An 18403-nucleotide genomic window follows, 5' to 3' on the forward strand; every position below is an offset into this window, starting at 1 on the left:
CACGGAGGCTTCCGTGGGCGCCGCATGTAGACGTTGGACGGGCGGCGCCCACGGAAGTTCTGTCAGGTGTCCGGTGATTCTCGCTCGGTGCCGGAGGCAGCTTCCGGTGGCCGGAGGGAACGCCGGCGGATGAAGGTGAGGTGGAGAGCGAGTGAGACTGAAGGTCGCGACCCTCGCGGCGCTAGCCTTGGTGGCCGGCTTGCTGACCGGCGCCGGCCCGGCGAGCGGCGCTCCGGCGGACGGCCCGCCGATGCCATTGCCCAGCCCGAAGGTCCATCCGATTCAAGTCACCGGCCCGGCGGCCGAGCGGTTGAATCTGATCATCCTCGGCGACGGCTACCAGTGGGACCAGCAGGGGATTTTCCTGAAGGATGTGGACCGCAACCTGGCCATCATGTGGGCCACGGAGCCGTTCCGGACCTACCGCGACTACATCAACGTGTACGCGGTGGAGATCGCCTCGATCGACTACGGCGTCCGGTGCGACCCGGACGGCCGGGTACGCAACCCGGACGGCACGATCCGGGACACCGGCCAGCGTGAGGGCCCGATCGACGCCAAGAACACCGCGCTGCGCATGATCTACCAGAACGGCTGTAATGACCCGCTGTCGCGCGGCACCGTCTACGGTGGGGCTCCGGTGAACTGTCAGAACTACGCCGCCTACTACCCAGCGGGTGTGAACCCGTGCGAGACCGGGAACCAGGCGCACAACCGGATCATCGACAACTACGTCGCGCCGGTCCTGGGTATCCCGCGCACGGCGCAGAACCTGCAGACCCTGGCGATCTTCAACACGTTCACCTACGGCGGGATCGGCGGCACCCAGGCGACGACCTCGGGCGGCTCCCCGCAGGGCCCGCTGATCTCGCTGCACGAGATCGGCCACTCGCTCGGCACGTTGGTCGACGAGTACCCGTACTCCTCCCGTGACGTGGTGCGGCCCTGCTACACCGGCGGCGAGCCCAGCAGCTTCCACCACACCATCTACAGCGACCCCCAGAAGATGGTCGAGGACCAGAAGAAGTGGTGGCGCTGGGTCGGCGAGGAGAGCCTGTCCGGCGGCACGATCGGGACGCACGAGGGCGGCGGCATGTACCCGTGCGGCCAGCGCCGGCCGAGCGAGCACTCGATGATGCGCTGGATCGGGTTCGACTTCGACCAGATCGGCCTTGAGCACATGGTCGCCCGGGTGACCGGCATGCGGAACTCCGGGCAGATGAACGTCCGGCACACCCCGTTGGGCACGGTGGCCTCCGACAGCGTGCTGTGGGTCGAGCCCGGCCAGCCGCGCTACCACGAGCTGCAGGTCACCTGGCGCGTCGGCGGCCCGAACGGCACCGTGCTCGACACCCACAACAGCAGCAACCTCGACCTCGGCGAGCTGGACCTGCCCGCCGGGACGGTGGTGCACGTCGAGGTGCGGGATCCGGTAGGGCCGGACGGTGTCGACTGGGTCCGTAACCCGTCGACCAACAACACGGCCACCGATTCGGGCTACAACGGCGCGCGGTTCGTGCAGACCCGGCAGTGGACGGTGGGTGACACCAAGGCCACGCTGTCGTCGCCCGCCGCGACCGTCACCGGCTCCACGCCGAACACCCAGCCGGTCGCCGGCGACGAGGTGGTCTACGTGCGGACCAACCACCCGGCCGACCGGATCCTCGACGTGGTCTGGTCGCTGGACGGCAAGACGCTGCCGAACCCGCACAACAGCCGCAACCTCGACCTCGGCGCGTTGAAGCTTGCGCCGGGCACCCACCAGCTGGCCGCCACGGTGACCGACCCGGCCGATCCGGGTGGCGTCTCCGACCGGATCGAGTGGACCGTCGACAACGCGATGCCGACCGCGCCGCGTACCCTGTCGGAGCCGCTGACCCGGCTCGCCGGCAGCATGGAGCACCCGGTGTACTTCAACGGTTGGGACATGTGGCTGGACCCGCAGGACGACCACACCGGCTATGCCGAGGACCGCTACGTCGTCGGTCAGCTCCGGCTGGACAAGGACGGGTGGTTCAACTACTTCGGGTTCCCCGAGCAGCCGATGCCCGAGTCGCCGTTCCAGTTCCGTCACTCGGGCACGAACATCAAGGCCCTGACGTACGGCAACCTCGGTACCGGCGGCCTGTCAAAGGCGGCGTTCGAGCAGACCCTGCCCGACGACCACCCGGGCGGCGGGTTCGTGCCGGGGTTCGGCACGCACCTGGTCGAGCACCGGGCCATCGACGCGGCCGGCAACGTCGGCGAGCCGAGCGCCTACCGGGCCACGGTGCTGCCGGGCTCGTCGCCCGACTGCACGAGGACCCTGACCGGCCAGCAGCCACGGGTCGTGGTCAGCGAGGGGGTGACCTGCCTCAAGGGTGCTCAGGTGAACGGTGGGGTGTCGGTGCGTCCGGGCGCTTCGCTGGTGGTCAGTGACAGCTCGATCGACGGCGGGTTGACGGCGACCGGCGCTCAGGCGGTGCAGCTGTTCGGCAGCACGGTGAACGGCCTCGCCCGGATCACCGGAGCCACCCGGGACGTGACCGTCGCGGGCAGCACCTTCAACGGCTCGCTCACCCTGTCGGACAACGTCCAGATGACGGCCAACGACCGGTTCAGCCGGCTGGCCGGCGCCTACGGGCCGATCCTGGTCGGTAGCCGGGTCAACGGCCCGTTGAGCTGCACCGGCAACAGCGCGGCGGTGAAGGACTTCGGCGCGCCGAACACGGTGACCGGTGCCAAGGGCGGTGACTGCGCGGCTCTGTAGCGCGCCGTTGCTGCGGACAGGAACATCTGGTGGGCCGGCAGTCGCCGGCCCACCAGTCTCTTACCGTTGCTGCCCTGCGCTGGATCGACCGGCCGAGTGCAATGTTACTGGGGAGGCGTTCGGTGCCTCTTATGGCTATCTACCCGCTTTCGGGGCCGAGGCGCTCCGGCGAGCGGGGCCAGCCTGGGCGTCATGTCACCCCGCCCACGGCGATTCCCGGTCGGGGTTGCGGCGGCCAGCCTTCGCTTGGCGGGCCGCGCTCGGTTGCCCCCTCTATGCAGTGTTCGCGGCTGCGTCTAGGATCAGTGCAATGGCACACCTTACTGGGGGGCGTTGATGGCATCTGGGCGGCGCAGCCCCGAGCGCATCCGGCAGGAGAAGTGGGCCCGATGACCGTTACCGCGAGTTACACGATCCCCGGCATGCGGGTCCGCGATCACGTGACCGACGTGCCGCTGGACTGGTCCGACCCGGCGCGCGGCACCATCCAGCTCTTCGCCCGTGAGATCGTCGATCCGGTACGGGCCGGTGAGGATCTGCCGTGCCTGGTCTACCTGCAGGGCGGACCGGGCGGGAAGGGCCCCCGTCCGCTCGACCGGTCCGGCTGGCTCGGCCAGGCACTGCGCGACTACCGCGTCGTCCTGGTGGATCAGCGCGGCACCGGCCGCAGCACCCGCGTCGACGGTCGCCGGATGAGCGGGTTCGCGTCGGCCGAGGAGGCCGCCGGCTTTCTCGCGTGCTTCCGGGCCGACTCGATCGTCGCCGACCACGAGCACCTGCGGAAGACCGTCTTCGGCGGCCGGCGCTGGTCCACCCTCGGGCAGTCCTACGGCGGCTTCCTCACGCTGACCTACCTGTCGAAGGCCCCGGAAGGCCTGAGTGCCTGCTACGTCACCGGCGGACTGCCCGGTCTCGACCCGTCGGCGGCCGAGGTCTACCGGCGCACCTATCCCCGCGTCGAGGCGAAGAACCGGGCGTTCTACCGGCGCTACCCGCACCAGGTGGCACAGGTGAGCCGGATCGCCGACCGGCTGGCCGAGGGCGATGTGCTGCTGCCCGACGGCGACGTGCTCACGGTCCGGCGGTTGCAGTCGCTCGGCATCGACTTTGGTATGAAGCCCGGATACGAGCGCATGCACTGGCTGCTCGACGAGGCGTTCTCGGGGACCGAGCTGTCGACGACCTTTCTGCACCAGGTGCTGGCCAGGACCTCGTACAGCGAGAACCCCCTGTTCGCGGCCCTGCAGGAGAGCATCTACGGCCACGGCTCTGCCGCCACCGCCTGGGCGGCGCAGGCCGAACGGGTGCGGCACCCGCAGTTCGCCGAGGAAGCCAGGCCGCTGCTGTTCACCGGCGAGATGATCTATCCCTGGATGTTCGAGGAGATCGCCGAACTGCGCCCGTTCCGCGGCGCCGTCGAGCTGCTGGCCGCCCGAGCGCAGTGGCCGCAGCTCTACGACCTCGACCGGCTGGCCGGCAACGAGATCCCGGTGGCCGCCGCCGTCTACTACGACGACATGTACGTGGACGCCGGCCTGCAACTGGACACCGCGTCCCGGGTCGGCAACGTCCAGACCTGGGTCACCAACGAGTACGAGCACGACGGCATCGGCGACGACCGGGTCTTCACCCGGCTGACCGAGCTGGTCCGGGAACTGGGCGGAGGAGTCACCGAAGCGTACGGACCCGCGACCCGAGCCGACGGAGGACCGGGCCGGCCGGTCGGCCAGACAGGAGGAGTCGCAGTTGCGTGAAGGTAAGCCGCCGAAGCTGTCCGAGATCGCGGCGTTCGCGGAATACATGAACACCGGATGGGGCGTGCCGGACCGCACCCCGTCGGTCGTCCCCGGCGCCGCCGACGCAGCCGCCGCCCACCGGGCCCGGCTGGCCGAGGCGCTCCCGGGCCGGACGATCGTGCTGGCGGCGGGGGAGGCGCCCGTGCGCAGCAACGACACGACGTACGACTTCCGCCCGGACAGCGACTTCGTCTGGGTGACCGGCTGCGGGATCGAGCACGCCGTGGTGGTGCTGCGCGAAGGCGACGCCACGCTCTACCTGCCACCGCCCGCTGTCCCCGGCGACTCCGGGTTCTGGACCGACGCCCGTTACGGCGAGCTGTGGGTCGGGGCCGCTCCGGGACCGGCCGACTGGGCGCGAGCGCTGGGCGTCGAGGTCCGGCCGCTCGCGGAGCTCACCGAGGACGTGACCCGGGACGAGGAGGTGGGCCGGACCATCGCCGAACTGCGCATGTACAAGGACGAGTGGGAGATCGGGCAGCTCCGCGAGGCCGTGGACCGCACGGTCGAGGGCTTCGCCGCGGTCGTCCGCGAGATCCCCACCGCGATCGCCGGGCCCGGGGAGCGGTGGCTGCAGGGCACCTTCGACCGGTACGCCAGGGCGTACGGCAATGCCCCCGGCTACGCCACGATCGTCGGCAGTGGCCGCCACGCGCCCACGTTGCACTGGGTGCGCTGCGACGGCCCGGTGCTGCCCGAAGAGGTGCTCCTGCTCGACATGGGCGTCGAGGCCAGGAGCTTCTACACCGCCGACGTCACCCGCACGTTCCCCGCCTCCGGCCAGTTCTCTCCCGCCCAGCGGCAGGTGCACGACCTGGTGGAACAGGCCCACCGGGCCGGGCTGGCGGCGGTCGGCCCCGGCCGCCGGTTCACCGATTTCCACCATGCAGCGATGGAGGTGATCGCGCGGGGACTGGCGGACTGGGGACTGCTGCCGGTCTCCGTGGACGAGGCGCTCTCCGACACCGGCCAGCACCACCGGCGCTATCTGGTGTGCGGCATCGGCCATCACCTGGGGCTGGACGTGCACGACTGCGGCCGGGCCGCGGCGGAGGCATATCAGGACGCCGTCATGGCACCCGGCATGGTGCTCACCGTCGAGCCCGGCCTGTACTTCCACGCGCACGACCTAACCGTGCCTCCGGAGCTGCGCGGGATCGGCGTGCGCATCGAGGACGACCTCCTCGTCACGCCGGACGGCATGGAGGTGCTGTCCCGCGCGTTGCCGCTGGAGGCCGACGGTCTGGAGAAGTGGATGGCGGCTCAGATCATGTGAGATAGCGCGCTGTCAGACTTCTCGATCCGACCACCAAGGAGACCCCAATGACCACCCCTGCCAACCCGTGGCGCGGCGTCAACGTCGCGACGGCACTGCCCTTCCATGACGACCTCTCCGTCGACTACGACTCGTTCGCCGAGCACGTGCGGTTCCTCGCCGCCGGCGGCTGCGACGGGGTGACGCCCAACGGCTCGCTCGGCGAATACCAGACGCTGACCCCGGAGGAACGGGCCCGCGTCGTCGAGGTGGCCGTCCAGGCCGCCCCCGCCGGTTTCGGTGTGATGCCCGGCGTCGCCGCCTACGGCGCGCTCGAGGCCCGCCGCTGGACCGAGCAGGCCGCCGCGGCCGGGGCCACCTCCGTCCTGCTGCTGCCGCCGAACGCCTACCGCGCCGACCGGGCGGCCGTCGTCGAGCACTACCGCGAGGTCGCCCGGGCCGGGCTGCCGGTCGTCGCCTACAACAACCCCATCGACACCAAGGTCGACCTCACTCCCTCGCTGCTCGCCGAACTGTTCCACGAGGGCCTGATCGTCGGCGTGAAGGAGTTCACCGGCGACGTCCGCAGGGCGTACGAGATCGCCGAGCTGGCACCTGGCCTGGACCTCCTGGTCGGTGCCGACGACGTGTTGCTCGAGTTGGGCCTCGCCGGAGCCGTCGGCTGGATCGCCGGCTATCCGAACGCGATCCCGGAGAGCACCGTGGAGCTCTACCGGCTGGCCACCTCGGGCGACCCCGCCGACCTCGCCAAGGCGGTGCCGATCTACCGCGACCTGCATCCGCTGCTGCGCTGGGACTCCAAGACCGAGTTCGTCCAGTCGATCAAGCTGTCGATGGACGTCGCCGGCCGCAAGGGCGGGGTCTGCCGTCCGCCGCGACTGCCGCTTCCCTCCGAGCTGGCGGCCCGGATCACCGCCGACACCGAAGCCGTCCTGAGCAAGGGCTACCGATGAGGTCCCGCCGCACGTTCCATGCCGTCGACTCGCACACGGAGGGCATGCCCACCCGAGTCGTCGTCGGCGGCATGGGCACGATCCCCGGGGCGACCATGGCCGAGCGCAGGCTGTGGTTCATGGAGCACAGCGACGACATCCGCACCCTGCTGATGTACGAGCCGCGCGGCCACAGCGCGATGAGCGGAGCGATCCTGCAGCCGCCGACCCGTCCCGACGCCGACTACGGCGTGCTCTTCATCGAGGTCTCCGGGCTGCTGCCGATGTGCGGCCACGGCACCATCGGGGTGGCGACGGTGCTCGTCGAGACCGGGATGGTGCCCGTCGTCGAACCGGTGACCACGATCCGGCTCGACACCCCCGCCGGGCTGGTCGTCGCGTCCGTGGCGGTGCGCAACGGCGCGGCCGAGTCGGTCACCATCCAGAACGTCCCGTCGTTTTCGTACGCGCTGGACCGGAAGGTGCAGGTGCCGGGCTTCGGGAACGTCGGGTACGACATGGCCTTCGGCGGGAACTTCTACGCGATCGTCGAGCTGGCGGAGCTGGGGTTGCCCTTCGACCGGTCCTGCGCCGGTGACCTGCTGGCCGCCGGCTTGGCGATCATGGAGGCGGTGAACGAGCAGGACCCGCCGATCCACCCCGAACGCGACGACATCAGGGGCTGTCACCACGTCTATCTGAAGGCCCCCGGCTCCACCGCCTCGTTGTCCCGGCACGCCATGGCCATCCATCCCGGCTGGTTCGACCGTTCCCCCTGTGGCACGGGCACGAGCGCCCGGATGGCCCAGCTGCACGCGCGCGGCGAACTGGGCCTCGGTGCGGACTTCGTCAACGAGTCGTTCATCGGCACCCGCTTCACCGGCCGGCTGCTCGGCGAGACCACGGTCGGGTCGCTGCCCGCCGTGCTGCCCTCGATCACCGGGCGGGCGTGGGTCACCGCGACCTCGCAGTTCCACCTCGACCCCACCGACCCGTTCCCAGCGGGGTTCCTGCTGTGAGCCCCGCCTCCGTCCCGGATCTGCCCGGCGTCGGCCGCAGGGAGAATCTCCGCGACCGGATCAGGGAGGCCCTGCGCGCCGCGATCATCTCCGGCAAGCTCGAGCCCGGCGTGGTCTACTCGGCGCCCGCGCTGGGCGCGCAGCTCGGCGTCTCGCCCACCCCGGTACGGGAGGCGATGCTCGACCTGGTGAAGGGAGGCCTGGTCGTCCCCCACCCGAACAAGGGCTTCCGGATCACCGAGGTGTCCGAGGAGGACCTCGACAACCTGGCCGCCGTGCGGCTGCTCATCGAGCCGCCGACCGTGCGGGACGTGGTGGCGGTGATCCCGAAGGAGGACATCCCCGAACTGCGGACACTCGCGCAGGCCATCGTCGATGCGGCGGAGCGGGGCGACCTGGTCGGCTACATCGAGGCCGACCACGTCTTCCACCTGACCCTGCTCGGCTACAGCCGCAACCGGTTCCTGGTCGACGTCGTCGCCGACCTGCGCTCGCAGACCCGGCTGCTCGGCCTGACCCCGCTGCTGGAGAGCGGCAGCCTGGGCCGCTCAGCCGCCGAGCACCACGAGATCCTGGACTTCATCGAAGCCCGCGACCCGTCCGGGGCCGAGTTGCTGATGCACCGGCACATCGGGCACGTGCGAGGTCTGTGGGCAGGTGGCACCAAGGACGCCACATGACCAGCGCGGATCTTGTGGTGGTCGGGGCGGGGGTCGTGGGCGCTGCCAGCGCTTACTTCGCGTCGCTGGCCGGGGTGCGGGTGCTCGTCGTCGATCGCGGCGCGATCGCCGGGGGCACCTCCAGCGCCGGCGAGGGCAACGTGCTGGTGTCCGACAAGGAGGCCGGCCCCGAGCTCGACCTGGCGCTGTACTCGCAGCGGGTCTGGCGCGAGGAGCTCGCGGAACACGCCGACCTGTGGGAGTTCGAGGCCAAGGGCGGCCTGATCGTCGCGGCGTCGGAGCAGAGCGTCGCCTCGCTGCGCGAACTCGCCGTCCGGCAGCGCCGGTGCGGGGTCGAGGTCCGCGACGTCGCGCGGACCGAGTTGCGCGACTACGAGCCGCACCTTTCCCCGGAGCTCGCTGGCGGCGCCTTCTATCCGCAGGACGCCCAGGTTCAGCCCATGCTGGTCGCGGCGCAGCTGCTGCGGCTGGCCCGCGAGCGAGGGGCACAGGTGCACACCCGCACCGAGGTGACGGGGTTCCTGCGCGACGGCACCCGGGTGACGGGCGTGCGGACCACCGGGGGCGACATCTCCGCCGGGGCGGTGCTCAACGCCGCCGGCACGTGGGCCGGCGGGGTCGCCGGCCTCGCCGGGGTGCGCGTCCCGGTGCTGCCCCGCCGAGGCTTCGTCCTGGTCACCCAGCCGATGCCGCCCCGCACGATCCGCCACAAGGTGTACGCCGCCGAGTACGTCGGCGACGTGGCCAGCTCCGACGCGGCCCTGCAGACCTCGCCCGTCGTCGAGGGGACCGCCAGCGGCACTATCCTCGTCGGCGCGTCGCGCGAGCGCGTCGGGTTCGACCGGACCGTTTCCGTCACCGCGATCAGCACGCTCGCGGCCAAGGCGATCGCGCTGTTTCCGATGCTTCGCGAGGTCCGCGCGATGCGCACCTACCTCGGCTTCCGCCCTTACTGCCCCGATCACCTGCCCGTCATCGGTCCCGACCCCCGCGTGCCCGGTCTCTGGCACGCGTGCGGCCACGAGGGCGCCGGCATCGGCCTGTCCGCCGGCACCGGCAGGCTGATCGCGCAGGCGCTCGTGGGGGAGCGGCCGGACCTGGACCTCACGCCGTTCGCCCCGGACCGATTCGCGGACGCCGAGGAGGAACCCCGATGACTCACCAGATGACCTTCCGCGGCGTCACCGTTGCGGCGGAGCCCGGCCAGAGCGTCGCCGCCGCGCTGGTCGCCGCCGGAATCCACGACTGGCGCACCACCCGTAAGGGCGGCCGGCGGCGAGGACTGTTCTGCGGCATCGGCGTCTGCTTCGACTGCCTGATCACCGTCGACGGCGTCCCCGACCAGCGCGCCTGCCTGGTCGCCGCCGCCGAGGGCATGACCCTCGGCGACGAAGGCGAGGCCGGCGCCGACCGCGAGGACGACGGAGACCGGAGGAACGCCGATGCCGCAGGTGCCTGACGTCGCCGTGGTCGGCGCGGGCCCGGCCGGCCTCGCCGCCGCCGTCGAGGCCGCCGAGGCCGGGCTCGGCGTCGCCCTGATCGACACCGCCGGGCAGCCCGGCGGGCAGTACTGGCGGCACTACGACGAGAAGCATGCCCGCCCCGACGATTCCGCCGGCCATCACGGCTGGGCGGTCTTCACCCGGCTGCGGGACCGCATGTACGCCCTCCGGGCCGCCGGCCGGATCCGCTACCTCCCCAGCCACCAGGTCTGGCTCGTCACCCGCGACGACAGCGGCGCGTTCACCCTCCGGATGACGGCCACCACCGCCACGGCCGGCGGGACGGACCGCACACTCGTCACGCGGGCACTGATCCTGTGCGCCGGGGGATACGACCGGCAGCTGCCCATCCCCGGCTGGGACCTGCCCGGCGTGATGACCGCGGGCGGGGTGCAGGCCCTGCTCAAGGGGCACCGCACCACGGCGGGACGGCGAGCTGTCGTCGCCGGCACCGGCCCGTTCCTGCTTCCGGTGGCCACCGGCCTCGCGCGGGCCGGGGTGACCGTCGCGGCCGTCGTCGAGGCCAACGCCACGCTCGGTTGGCTGCGCGACCCGGTCGGCGCGATCTCCGCGCCGGGCAAGGGCGTCGAGGCACTGCAGTACGCGGCACTCATGGCCCGACACCGCATCCCGTACAAGACCAGAACGGTGATCCGGGAGATCCTCGGAAGTGACCGGGTCGAGGCGGTCCGGCTCGCCAGGGTGGACCGTGACGGCCGCCCGACCGGCCCGGACGAGGAGCTGCCCGCCGACGTCGTGGCCCTCGGCTGGGGCTTCACCCCGTCGCTCGAGCTGCCGCTCATGCTCGGCGCGCAGACGGGGAAGGACGTCGACGGATCTCTCGTCGTGGTCGTTGACGACCGCCAGCGCAGCAGCGTTGAAGGGCTGTACGTCGCCGGCGAGGCGACCGGCGTGGGCGGCGCGGCCCTGGCTGTCCAGGAAGGACGGTTGAGTGCGTTGGCTCTCGCCGACGCACTGGGCCGTTCGGCCGATCCGGCCGCGATAAGGCGACTCGGCCGCGCCGTCCGGCGCGGGCGCCGCTTCGCCGTTGCCATGCACCGGACCTATCCGGTGCCGCCCGCGTGGCCGCAGTGGCTGTCGGAGACGACCCCGGTCTGCCGCTGCGAGGAGGTCTCGTACGGTGACCTGCGGCGGGCGCACGACGACCTCGGCGCGGAGGACGCGCGCACCTTGAAGATGCTCGCCCGGCCGGGGATGGGCTGGTGCCAGGGGCGGGTGTGCGGCTTCGCCACGGCCGGGATCGCGGCCTGCCTGAGCAGGCGCGAGACCACGTCCGAGGACCTGCGCAGCCTGGCCACGCGCAGCCTCGCCGTACCGGTGCCCCTGGGCGAGCTCGCCGCCCTGACCGAAGACACGAGGCCCATCGAGGCGGCCGGAGAACCGACGGAACAGAGAGGACGAGACGGTGAGTGACGTGCTGAGCATCGACCCGCGTACCGGAGCCCCGCGAGGACGCGCGGCGACCGAGTCGACGGCGGAGGACGTGGACGAGGCGGTGCGGGCCGCTGCCGCTGCCGCCCCGGCACTCAGGGACCGCGCCGCGCGGGCCGACCTGCTACGCACAGCGGCCGCGCTCCTGGAGAAGAACGGTGAGGAGATCATCGCGGCCGCCGATGCGGAGTCGGCGCTCGGCCGGGTACGGCTCACCGGCGAGCTCGCCCGCACCTGCTACCAGCTCCGCGCGTTCGGGGACGTGGTCGAGGAGGGCGGCTACCTGGACGTGATCATCGACCACGCCGACCCGCAGGCCGCGCCCGCGCCCCGCCCCGACCTGCGGCGCTACAAGGTGCCGTTGGGCGTGGTCGCGGTCTTCGCGGCGAGCAACTTCCCGCTGGCCTTCAGCGTGCCGGGCGGCGACACCGCGAGTGCGCTGGCCGCGGGATGCCCGGTCGTGGTCAAGGCGCACCCGGACCATCCGGCCACCTCCGTCCTGTGTGCCCAGATCCTCCGCTCCGCGGCGGCCGAGGTCGGGCTGCCCGAGGACGTTGTCCGCCTGGTCCACGGTTTCGACGCGGGCCCGGAACTCGTCCGCCACCCACTGACCGCGGCCGTCGGGTTCACCGGCTCGGTGCGCGGCGGCCGCGCGTTGTTCGACATCGCGTCCTCCCGGCCGCGGCCGATCCCGTTCCACGGCGAGTTGGGCAGCCTCAACCCGGTCGTGGTGACCACGCGGGCGGCCGAGACCAGAGCGGACGAGATCGGAGCGGGGCTTGCCGCCTCGTACACCCAGGGTCTGGGCCAGTTCTGTGTCAAGCCGGGCCTCGTCCTGCTCCCGGCGGGACCGGCGGGCGACGCGGTCATCCGGGCGGTCGTCGCGGCGGCGGTCCCGTCCGGGCCGCTGCTCGACCCGCGCATGCGTGAGGCGTTCCTCGCCGGAGTCCGCTCCCGCGCGGCGCTCCCAGGCGTCGCGGAGCCGCTCGGGGCGGGGGAGGCCGGCGACGACGAGACGCCTCTGGCGGTCCGGCCGGGGTTGCTGACCGTCGCGGCGTCGCGGCTCGCCGAGGGCGGGCCGTACCGGGAACTGCTGGAGGAGTGCTTCGGGCCGGTGACCGTGCTGGTCCGCTACGGCTCGACGGTCGAGCGGGACGCGGTGCTCGGCGCCCTGCCGGGCAACCTCACCGCGACCGTGCACCTGGCCGCCGACGAGCGGGACGCCGGGGCGGCGGAACTGGTCGCCGGGCTGAGCGGGATCGCGGGGCGGGTCGTCGTGGACGGCTGGCCCACCGGGGTGACGGTCGCCCCCGCCATGCAGCACGGCGGTCCGTACCCCGCCTCCACCAGCGGCTCGACCTCGGTGGGAAGCACTGCGATCGAGCGCTGGCTGCGCCCGGTCTGCTACCAGAACACTCCGGACCCGCTGCTCCCACCGGAGCTGCGCGAGGCCAACCCGCTCGGCCTTCCCCGCCTGGTCGACGGGATCCGTACGACCTCGTAGCGGCTCGGGTGCGGGCGCGGTGGGCCGCAGGTTCGCGTGATGATGAGGAGAGCTAGTCGCCGGAGGGCGGAGTGAACGTGGCAGGTGACGACGACATCTCCGGGTGAGATCCCGGATCGGCCGCGGGCGGGCGCGTGATCGCGCCCGTCGCCGCGGCCATCTCGTCGTCCCCTGTTCCCGCCGGGCGTCCGCCGTGTGTGCTCCCGGGAGCACCTGCAAAGGAAAGACGATGCCGTGGGCGCCGGTGTCGAGGTAGGCCAGCCAGCAGGGCTGGTCGAGGGTGTGGGTGATGCCGCTATGTCGAGTCGCAGGATCCGCGTGACGAGATCTAGGATCGCGCCATGGGGGCGGTGTTGCGTCGAAGTGCCCTGGTGGTCGAGGTCCCGGAGGCCGAAGCGGCGGTGGGGTGCCACCGTGATGTCCTCGACGCCAGCGCCCGGTTAGGAGTCCCGGCGCACATCACCGTGCTGTTTCCGTTTGTGCCTCCAGCTCAGATCGACGCGATGGTCGTAGCTGAGCTGCAACGGATCTTCGCCGGTACGGCCGCGTTCGACTTCCGGCTGACCCGTACCGCATGGTTTGGCGACGAGGTCCTGTGGCTCGCGCCGGAGGATTCCCAGCCGTTCCGGATGCTCACCGGGCTCGTGCATGCGGCCTTCCCGGCTTTCCCGCCGTACGAGGGGCAGTTTGACGACGTCGTTCCGCACCTGACGGTGGCTGATGGCTGCGACCTGGCGGACATGCAAGCTGCAGAACGGGCTGTCGAGCAGCATCTGCCACTCCGGGGACTTGCCCGGAGGGTGTCGCTCCTGGCTCAGATCGATGACAGCGGCACGTGGACCAGACATACCAGCTTCCCGTTGGCCGAGCCAGGCAGGAGTTGAAGGTCCTTGCATGCCGCTCGGCCCGGTCCCGCCCGGTCCCGACCGGCATACCGCTCATCCACCGCCGGAACACCCAGGACGGCGGCACGGTGGGCGGCCCGGTCTCGCCGAGGAACTGCCGGACCACCGCCGCCGGCTCTCCGGCGTAAAGCCGGTCGGACTGTGACCGCCACCCCGGAGGTGACCGCTGTCGACGTCGAGCACGGCGACGGCACCCGGGTGAGCGCCGACCGGGTCGACCCGGCCACCGTGACCCTCGACTTCGGCTGGTGGTTCCCCGGCGCGCTGCTGCCCGACTGGACCGACCCGCAGACCCGGCAGTGGTGGCAGGACAAGCGCCGCTACCTGGTCGAGGACCTCGGTGTCGACGGCTTCAAGACCGACGGCGGCACGCCGAGCTCTACCTGCGCTCGGCCGCCACCGCGTGTTTCGCCCCGCTGATGCAGTACCACTCGGAGTTCAACCACCACCGCGAGCCGTCGGTGGACCGCACGCCGTGGAACATCGCCGAGCGGACCGGCGAGCCGCGCGTGCTGGAGGTGTTCCGGCGCTTCGCCCGGCTGCGCGAGGACCTCGTGCCCTACCTGGTGGAGCAGGCGGAACGGTCGGTACGGACCGGCAAGCCGCTGATGCGGCCACTGTTCTTCGATCACCCCGGCGACGAGCGGGTGTGGAACTGGCCGCAGCAGTGGCACCTCGGCGGCGACCTGCTGGTGTCACCGGTACCGAGCCGGGCGTGACGACCTGGCCGGTGTGGCTGCCGGCGGGGAGTGGGAGGACTTCTTCACCGGCGAGCGGCACGTGGGTCCGGTCGAGGTGCACCGGAGCGATCGGGTGGCTGTCAGTGGCAGTTGTTGGTGCCCCGGTCGGCGTAGCTCTTACCGGCCTCCGGCACGAACTCCCAGTCGTAGCTGTTGGTGTGCAGGGTGAACTTGAGCACCCCGTAGGTGTCGCTGTTGCGCGCCTCGCTGTTCGGCTGGATGGTGCCGAAGCCGTAGTGGCCGGCGCCGCCCATGCCGGCGACGAACGCCCGGATGCCGCGGGCGTTGTCCAGGCCGCCGCTGGGGTTCTGCGGGGCGAACCGCTCGTACTGGTGGTTGTGCCCCCACACCACGACGTCGGCGTTGTGGTCGTACAGCGCCTGGTAGAGCGGCCGGGTCGAGGTGGACGGGCCGTGGTTGGCGCCCGAGGTGAACAGCGGGTGGTGCCAGTACGCGAGGGTGCACGGCTTCGTGCTGGCCGTCAGGTCCGCCCGCAGCCATTGCTCCTGTGCGGAGCCGGCGGACATGCTGACGTTGGAGTTCAGCGACACCACGTGCCAGTTGCCCACGTCGTAGGAGTAGTAGCCCCGCCCGGACGGGCCGGCGTTGGTGCCGAAGTAGCCGTAGTAGCCGGTGGCGCCGGCGGTGTTGTAGTCGTGGTTGCCCGGCGAGGGACGGGTGCGGGCCTTGTGCCGGCCCCAGGTCGGCTCGTAGTAGGTGTTGAACTCGGCTGCCGTGCCGTTGGTGTAGACGTTGTCGCCGGTGGTGAAGACGCTTCCGGAGATGTTGTCCAGCAGGGCGGCGGTGGCGGTGTCTCCCGAGCCGGAATCCGCGATGTCGCCCGCGCCCACCAGCACCGGGTCGCTGCTCGACGTGCCGGTGGTCACGACCAACTGGGGTGCCGTGCTGCCGGACTCGCGGGAGTCGTAGTCGGCGCCGTCGCTGTTCGACGAGGTCACGCCGATGCTGACGGTGCCGTTGCCGGTGACCAGCCGGGTCACGTCCACCTCGTACCACGTGTTCCGGGCGACGCTGCCGAGGGAACCGAGGGTCACCCCGTCGATGGCGGGCTGGTTGCTCCAGGTGACCCCGGTCTCCGACCAGGTGGTGTTGGTCATGGCCTTGAAGGTGCCGCCGCTGGGGCTCTCGGCACCTGCCACGTCGTCGGTGTGGATGCGGAGCCGGGCGCTGCTCACCGGCGCGGTCAGGCCGTTGACCGAGAAGCGCAGGAACATCCGCTTGATCGGCGAGTTGTCGATGCCGAGCTGCGACCTCGTGCCGTAGTTGGTCGAGGTGGCGCTGTTGTCCACATAGGTGTCGGCGGCGGAGGTGAAGGTGGTGGTGGCGGCCATTGCCGGGCCGGCCACGGTCACCACCGCCCCGGTGGTGACTGTGGTCAGCGCGGCCATCGTTGCGACGGCCGTGGCAAGCCGGATTCGGCGGGTACCCATGGTGATCCCTTCTCCCCGGGGCGGCTGTCCCGGGACCAGTGATCGACGAATGTAAGGATCCGCCGAAACGGCAGGGGCACGGCCGGGTGAACGGTGAGCATGCCGAGGGTTAGCTCTTTCGTCCGGGCGCCGGACATGCCGCCGGCGTTTGCCGGGTGCGTTGTTAGGGAGGGACGGCTCCGGCTCCGTGCCAAGGGCCACCGCCCACTTGTTCGATTGAAGGAAACTTCCGCTCGATCTCTTGCGCGTGTCAGTGCTTGCCGCCGACAGTCTGGATCACCACCGGCCTTCGACATCCGTCGATGCGCTCTCCCGGTGGGCAGCTGAGGAGGAAGCATGGCACCCGTCGCCCCCCGCCACAGAAGCCGCCTCGTCACACTCGCGGTCGCCGTCCTCGCCGGCTTGGCGCCGGCCGTGCTGTGGGCGCTGCCCGCGCAGGCGGCTGCGCCGCTCTACACCGCCCTCGGCGACTCGTACGCCTCCGGCGTCGGCACCCGCTCGTACTACTCCGACGGCACCAGTTGCTCCCGCTCGCCGTACGCCTACCCGGTCCTCGACGCGAACCAGATCGGCGCCAGCCTCACATTCGCCGCCTGCTCCGGCGCGAAGGTCGCCGACGTGTCCAACAACCAGCTCGCCAGCCTCAGCTCGTCGACCAGCTACGTCACGCTGACCGTCGGCGGCAACGACGCCGGGTTCTCCTCCGTCATCACGCAGTGCGCCAAGCCTTGGCCGTACACCTGCTGGGGTGACATCGACAACGCCAACACCTACATCCGGAACACCCTGCCCGGCACCCTGGACGCGCTCTACAACAAGATCCGCTCAAAGGCACCGTCCGCCCGGGTGGTGATCGTCGGGTATCCGCGCCTGTTCAACGAGAGCGACTGCCAGTCGCTGTCCCGGATCAGCCCGGGGGAGCAGGCGGCGCTGAACGACACCGCCGATCTGCTGAACGAGACGATCAAGGCCCGGGCCGTCGCGCACTCGTTCCCGTTCGTGGACCCCCGAGCCGCCTTCACCGGGCACGCCGTCTGCGACGCCGTCGAGTGGATCAACGGCCTGTCGAACCCTGTCTCGGAGTCGTACCACCCGAACCGCACCGGCCAGTCGGGCGGATACGCGCCGCTGGTAAAGAGCGCCATGGTCGGCACCACGACGGCGGCCGCCGGCAAGGCGTAGCCACCGCCGGCCGGTGCAGGCGGTGCCAAGGGCAGCGCGGCGCCGCGGGTTCGCCTAGGGTGGTCGGGCGGGATCGGTGATCACGTCCCGCGCCGGCCATCTGCCGGTGGCCGCCGACGGTTCACGTTGGACGGGAGTAGAGGCGTGGCGAGCAGGGTGAATCGTAGGACCGTGCTGGGCGTCGGCACCATGGCCACCGCCGGTGCGGTCCTCGGGCTGGCTAGCCCGGCCGCGGGGGCGCCGCGCGATGCGTTCACTTCGCACGGCGGAGAAGGCGGATCCCCGGTGAACCAGGTGGCGGCTGCCTACCAGCGGGAGCGGACCCGGGCCGGCGGAAACTGGTACTCGTACCTCAGTGTCGCCGGTGTCGGCGGCGCGCCCCGGGTCGCGGTGCAGGAGAACGCCGACGCGGTGGTAGAGGCCTACAGCGTCAACAAGGTCGCGGTGGCCGTGGCGGTACTGGACAAGGTCGATCGGGGCCGGCTCACGCTGGACCAGCGGGTGGAGGTCACGGCGGCGATCGTGGTGCCGGGCGGTGACGGCATCTTCGGCCTCGACACGGGATACCCCAGCTCGGTGACCCTGGGTCATGCGCTCGCCGCGCTGCTGACGGTCTCGGACGACACCGCCGTGCGGCTCTGTGGGCTGGTCTGCCCGGCCGCCGAGCTCAACCAGATCCTGATCGCCAAGGGGTTCCCCCACACGCAGGTTCAACCGGTCGCCAACCCGAACCGGTTCTTCCTCGGCACCAGCACCGCTCGTGAGACGCACGATCTGCTGCAGGCGCTGGTCGCCGGCACGCTGCTCTCGCCCGCCTCGACCACCTTCCTGATCAACCTGCTGCGTTCCCCGATCGCCTTCACCGACGGGATCCGGCGCACCATGTCCTCGGCGGAGCGGGCCCGGGTGGCCACGAAGGCGGGCTGGTTCGCCGACGCCCGCCACGAGGCGGGGATCGTCTTCGACGCGGCCGGCGCCCCAGTGCTGACCTACGTGCTGTTCGCCGACGGGCAGGCGGATTCCGACAACTTCGGCGCCACCCATCCGGCGGTGCAGGCCCGGGCAGCGATGGGCCCGAAGTTCCTGACGGCGGTCAGTGGGGTGACCAATCCGGCCGCACCCGCCCGCCGACCGCGTACCTACCGGCCGACCAACGGCGGCTGACCCGGCCCGGCCCGGTGCAGCCGCACCGCCCGGTAAGGGCTCGCCCGGTGT

General features: G+C 71.4%; 16 protein-coding genes. 15 read left to right on the forward strand and 1 reads right to left on the reverse strand.

Going from position 1 to position 18403, the window contains the following annotated elements; genetic code table 11:
- Window positions 1–151 precede the first annotated feature (151 nt).
- The 13 genes from ABZ783_RS10560 (at window position 152) to ABZ783_RS10620 (ending at window position 14534) form a co-directional block, all read left to right on the forward strand.
- Entirely contained in the window at window positions 152–2749 is a 2598-nt protein-coding gene (locus ABZ783_RS10560; protein ID WP_357436051.1) for a M64 family metallopeptidase, read from the forward strand.
- Window positions 2750–3138: 389 nt separating this feature from the next.
- A complete protein-coding gene (locus ABZ783_RS10565; RefSeq protein ID WP_357436052.1) occupies window positions 3139–4503 on the forward strand; it encodes an alpha/beta fold hydrolase in 1365 nt (454 codons plus the stop codon).
- Window positions 4496–5821: an aminopeptidase P family protein gene (locus tag ABZ783_RS10570; protein ID WP_357436054.1), complete on the forward strand. Its 1326-nt coding sequence runs from the start codon at window positions 4496–4498 to the stop codon at window positions 5819–5821. Before ABZ783_RS10565 ends, ABZ783_RS10570 begins: the two co-directional genes overlap by 8 nt.
- Window positions 5822–5868: 47 nt before the next feature.
- Window positions 5869–6774 (forward strand): dihydrodipicolinate synthase family protein, encoded by a 906-nt coding sequence (locus ABZ783_RS10575; protein ID WP_357436055.1) that lies wholly within the window; start codon window positions 5869–5871, stop codon window positions 6772–6774.
- Window positions 6771–7772, forward strand: coding sequence for a proline racemase family protein (locus ABZ783_RS10580; RefSeq protein ID WP_357436056.1), 1002 nt, complete (start codon window positions 6771–6773; stop codon window positions 7770–7772). The genes ABZ783_RS10575 and ABZ783_RS10580 overlap by 4 nt, the downstream gene beginning before the upstream one ends.
- Complete coding sequence (locus ABZ783_RS10585) at window positions 7769–8452, forward strand: GntR family transcriptional regulator (protein ID WP_357436058.1); 684 nt, start codon at window positions 7769–7771, stop codon at window positions 8450–8452. The genes ABZ783_RS10580 and ABZ783_RS10585 overlap by 4 nt, the downstream gene beginning before the upstream one ends.
- Entirely contained in the window at window positions 8449–9609 is a 1161-nt protein-coding gene (locus tag ABZ783_RS10590) for an FAD-binding oxidoreductase (RefSeq protein ID WP_357436060.1), read from the forward strand. Before ABZ783_RS10585 ends, ABZ783_RS10590 begins: the two co-directional genes overlap by 4 nt.
- On the forward strand, window positions 9606–9911 hold the full coding sequence (locus ABZ783_RS10595; RefSeq protein ID WP_357436062.1) for a (2Fe-2S)-binding protein: 306 nt from the start codon (window positions 9606–9608) through the stop codon (window positions 9909–9911). Before ABZ783_RS10590 ends, ABZ783_RS10595 begins: the two co-directional genes overlap by 4 nt.
- Entirely contained in the window at window positions 9895–11388 is a 1494-nt protein-coding gene (locus ABZ783_RS10600) for an FAD-dependent oxidoreductase (RefSeq protein ID WP_357436063.1), read from the forward strand. The genes ABZ783_RS10595 and ABZ783_RS10600 overlap by 17 nt, the downstream gene beginning before the upstream one ends.
- Entirely contained in the window at window positions 11381–12910 is a 1530-nt protein-coding gene (locus ABZ783_RS10605; protein WP_357436064.1) for an aldehyde dehydrogenase (NADP(+)), read from the forward strand. Before ABZ783_RS10600 ends, ABZ783_RS10605 begins: the two co-directional genes overlap by 8 nt.
- Before the next feature lie 341 nt (window positions 12911–13251).
- On the forward strand, window positions 13252–13794 hold the full coding sequence (locus tag ABZ783_RS10610; RefSeq protein ID WP_357436066.1) for a 2'-5' RNA ligase family protein: 543 nt from the start codon (window positions 13252–13254) through the stop codon (window positions 13792–13794).
- 162 nt (window positions 13795–13956) lie between these two features.
- Window positions 13957–14235: a TIM-barrel domain-containing protein gene (locus ABZ783_RS10615; RefSeq protein ID WP_357436067.1), complete on the forward strand. Its 279-nt coding sequence runs from the start codon at window positions 13957–13959 to the stop codon at window positions 14233–14235.
- Window positions 14235–14534 (forward strand): hypothetical protein, encoded by a 300-nt coding sequence (locus ABZ783_RS10620; protein WP_357436068.1) that lies wholly within the window; start codon window positions 14235–14237, stop codon window positions 14532–14534. Before ABZ783_RS10615 ends, ABZ783_RS10620 begins: the two co-directional genes overlap by 1 nt.
- 101 nt (window positions 14535–14635) lie before the next feature.
- Here the strand turns inward: ABZ783_RS10620 and ABZ783_RS10625 are convergent, their stop codons facing one another.
- Window positions 14636–16006, reverse strand: coding sequence for a DNRLRE domain-containing protein (locus ABZ783_RS10625; protein WP_357436070.1), 1371 nt, complete (start codon window positions 16004–16006; stop codon window positions 14636–14638).
- 336 nt (window positions 16007–16342) lie between these two features.
- On the opposite strand from ABZ783_RS10625, the gene ABZ783_RS10630 reads away from it, so the two are divergent.
- On the forward strand, window positions 16343–17188 hold the full coding sequence (locus ABZ783_RS10630) for an SGNH/GDSL hydrolase family protein (protein ID WP_357436072.1): 846 nt from the start codon (window positions 16343–16345) through the stop codon (window positions 17186–17188).
- A gap of 156 nt (window positions 17189–17344) precedes the next feature.
- A complete protein-coding gene (locus ABZ783_RS10635) occupies window positions 17345–18352 on the forward strand; it encodes a serine hydrolase (RefSeq protein ID WP_357436074.1) in 1008 nt (335 codons plus the stop codon).
- Window positions 18353–18403: the final 51 nt, after the last annotated feature.

The organism is Micromonospora sp. NPDC047738 (genome assembly GCF_040642675.1).
Taxonomy (GTDB): domain Bacteria; phylum Actinomycetota; class Actinomycetes; order Mycobacteriales; family Micromonosporaceae; genus Micromonospora.

Bases quoted from the DNA above. Each gene is read 5' to 3' on its own strand.
- ABZ783_RS10565 (WP_357436052.1), top strand. From the start codon at position 3,139: ATGACCGTTACCGCGAGTTACACGATCCCCGGCATGCGGGTCCGCGAT.
- ABZ783_RS10575 (WP_357436055.1), top strand. From the start codon at position 5,869: ATGACCACCCCTGCCAACCCGTGGCGCGGCGTCAACGTCGCGACGGCA.
- ABZ783_RS10580 (WP_357436056.1), top strand. From the start codon at position 6,771: ATGAGGTCCCGCCGCACGTTCCATGCCGTCGACTCGCACACGGAGGGC.
- ABZ783_RS10590 (WP_357436060.1), top strand. From the start codon at position 8,449: ATGACCAGCGCGGATCTTGTGGTGGTCGGGGCGGGGGTCGTGGGCGCT.
- ABZ783_RS10595 (WP_357436062.1), top strand. From the start codon at position 9,606: ATGACTCACCAGATGACCTTCCGCGGCGTCACCGTTGCGGCGGAGCCC.
- ABZ783_RS10600 (WP_357436063.1), top strand. From the start codon at position 9,895: ATGCCGCAGGTGCCTGACGTCGCCGTGGTCGGCGCGGGCCCGGCCGGC.
- ABZ783_RS10610 (WP_357436066.1), top strand. From the start codon at position 13,252: ATGGGGGCGGTGTTGCGTCGAAGTGCCCTGGTGGTCGAGGTCCCGGAG.
- ABZ783_RS10620 (WP_357436068.1), top strand. From the start codon at position 14,235: ATGCAGTACCACTCGGAGTTCAACCACCACCGCGAGCCGTCGGTGGAC.
- ABZ783_RS10625 (WP_357436070.1), bottom strand. From the start codon at position 16,006: ATGGGTACCCGCCGAATCCGGCTTGCCACGGCCGTCGCAACGATGGCC.
- ABZ783_RS10630 (WP_357436072.1), top strand. From the start codon at position 16,343: ATGGCACCCGTCGCCCCCCGCCACAGAAGCCGCCTCGTCACACTCGCG.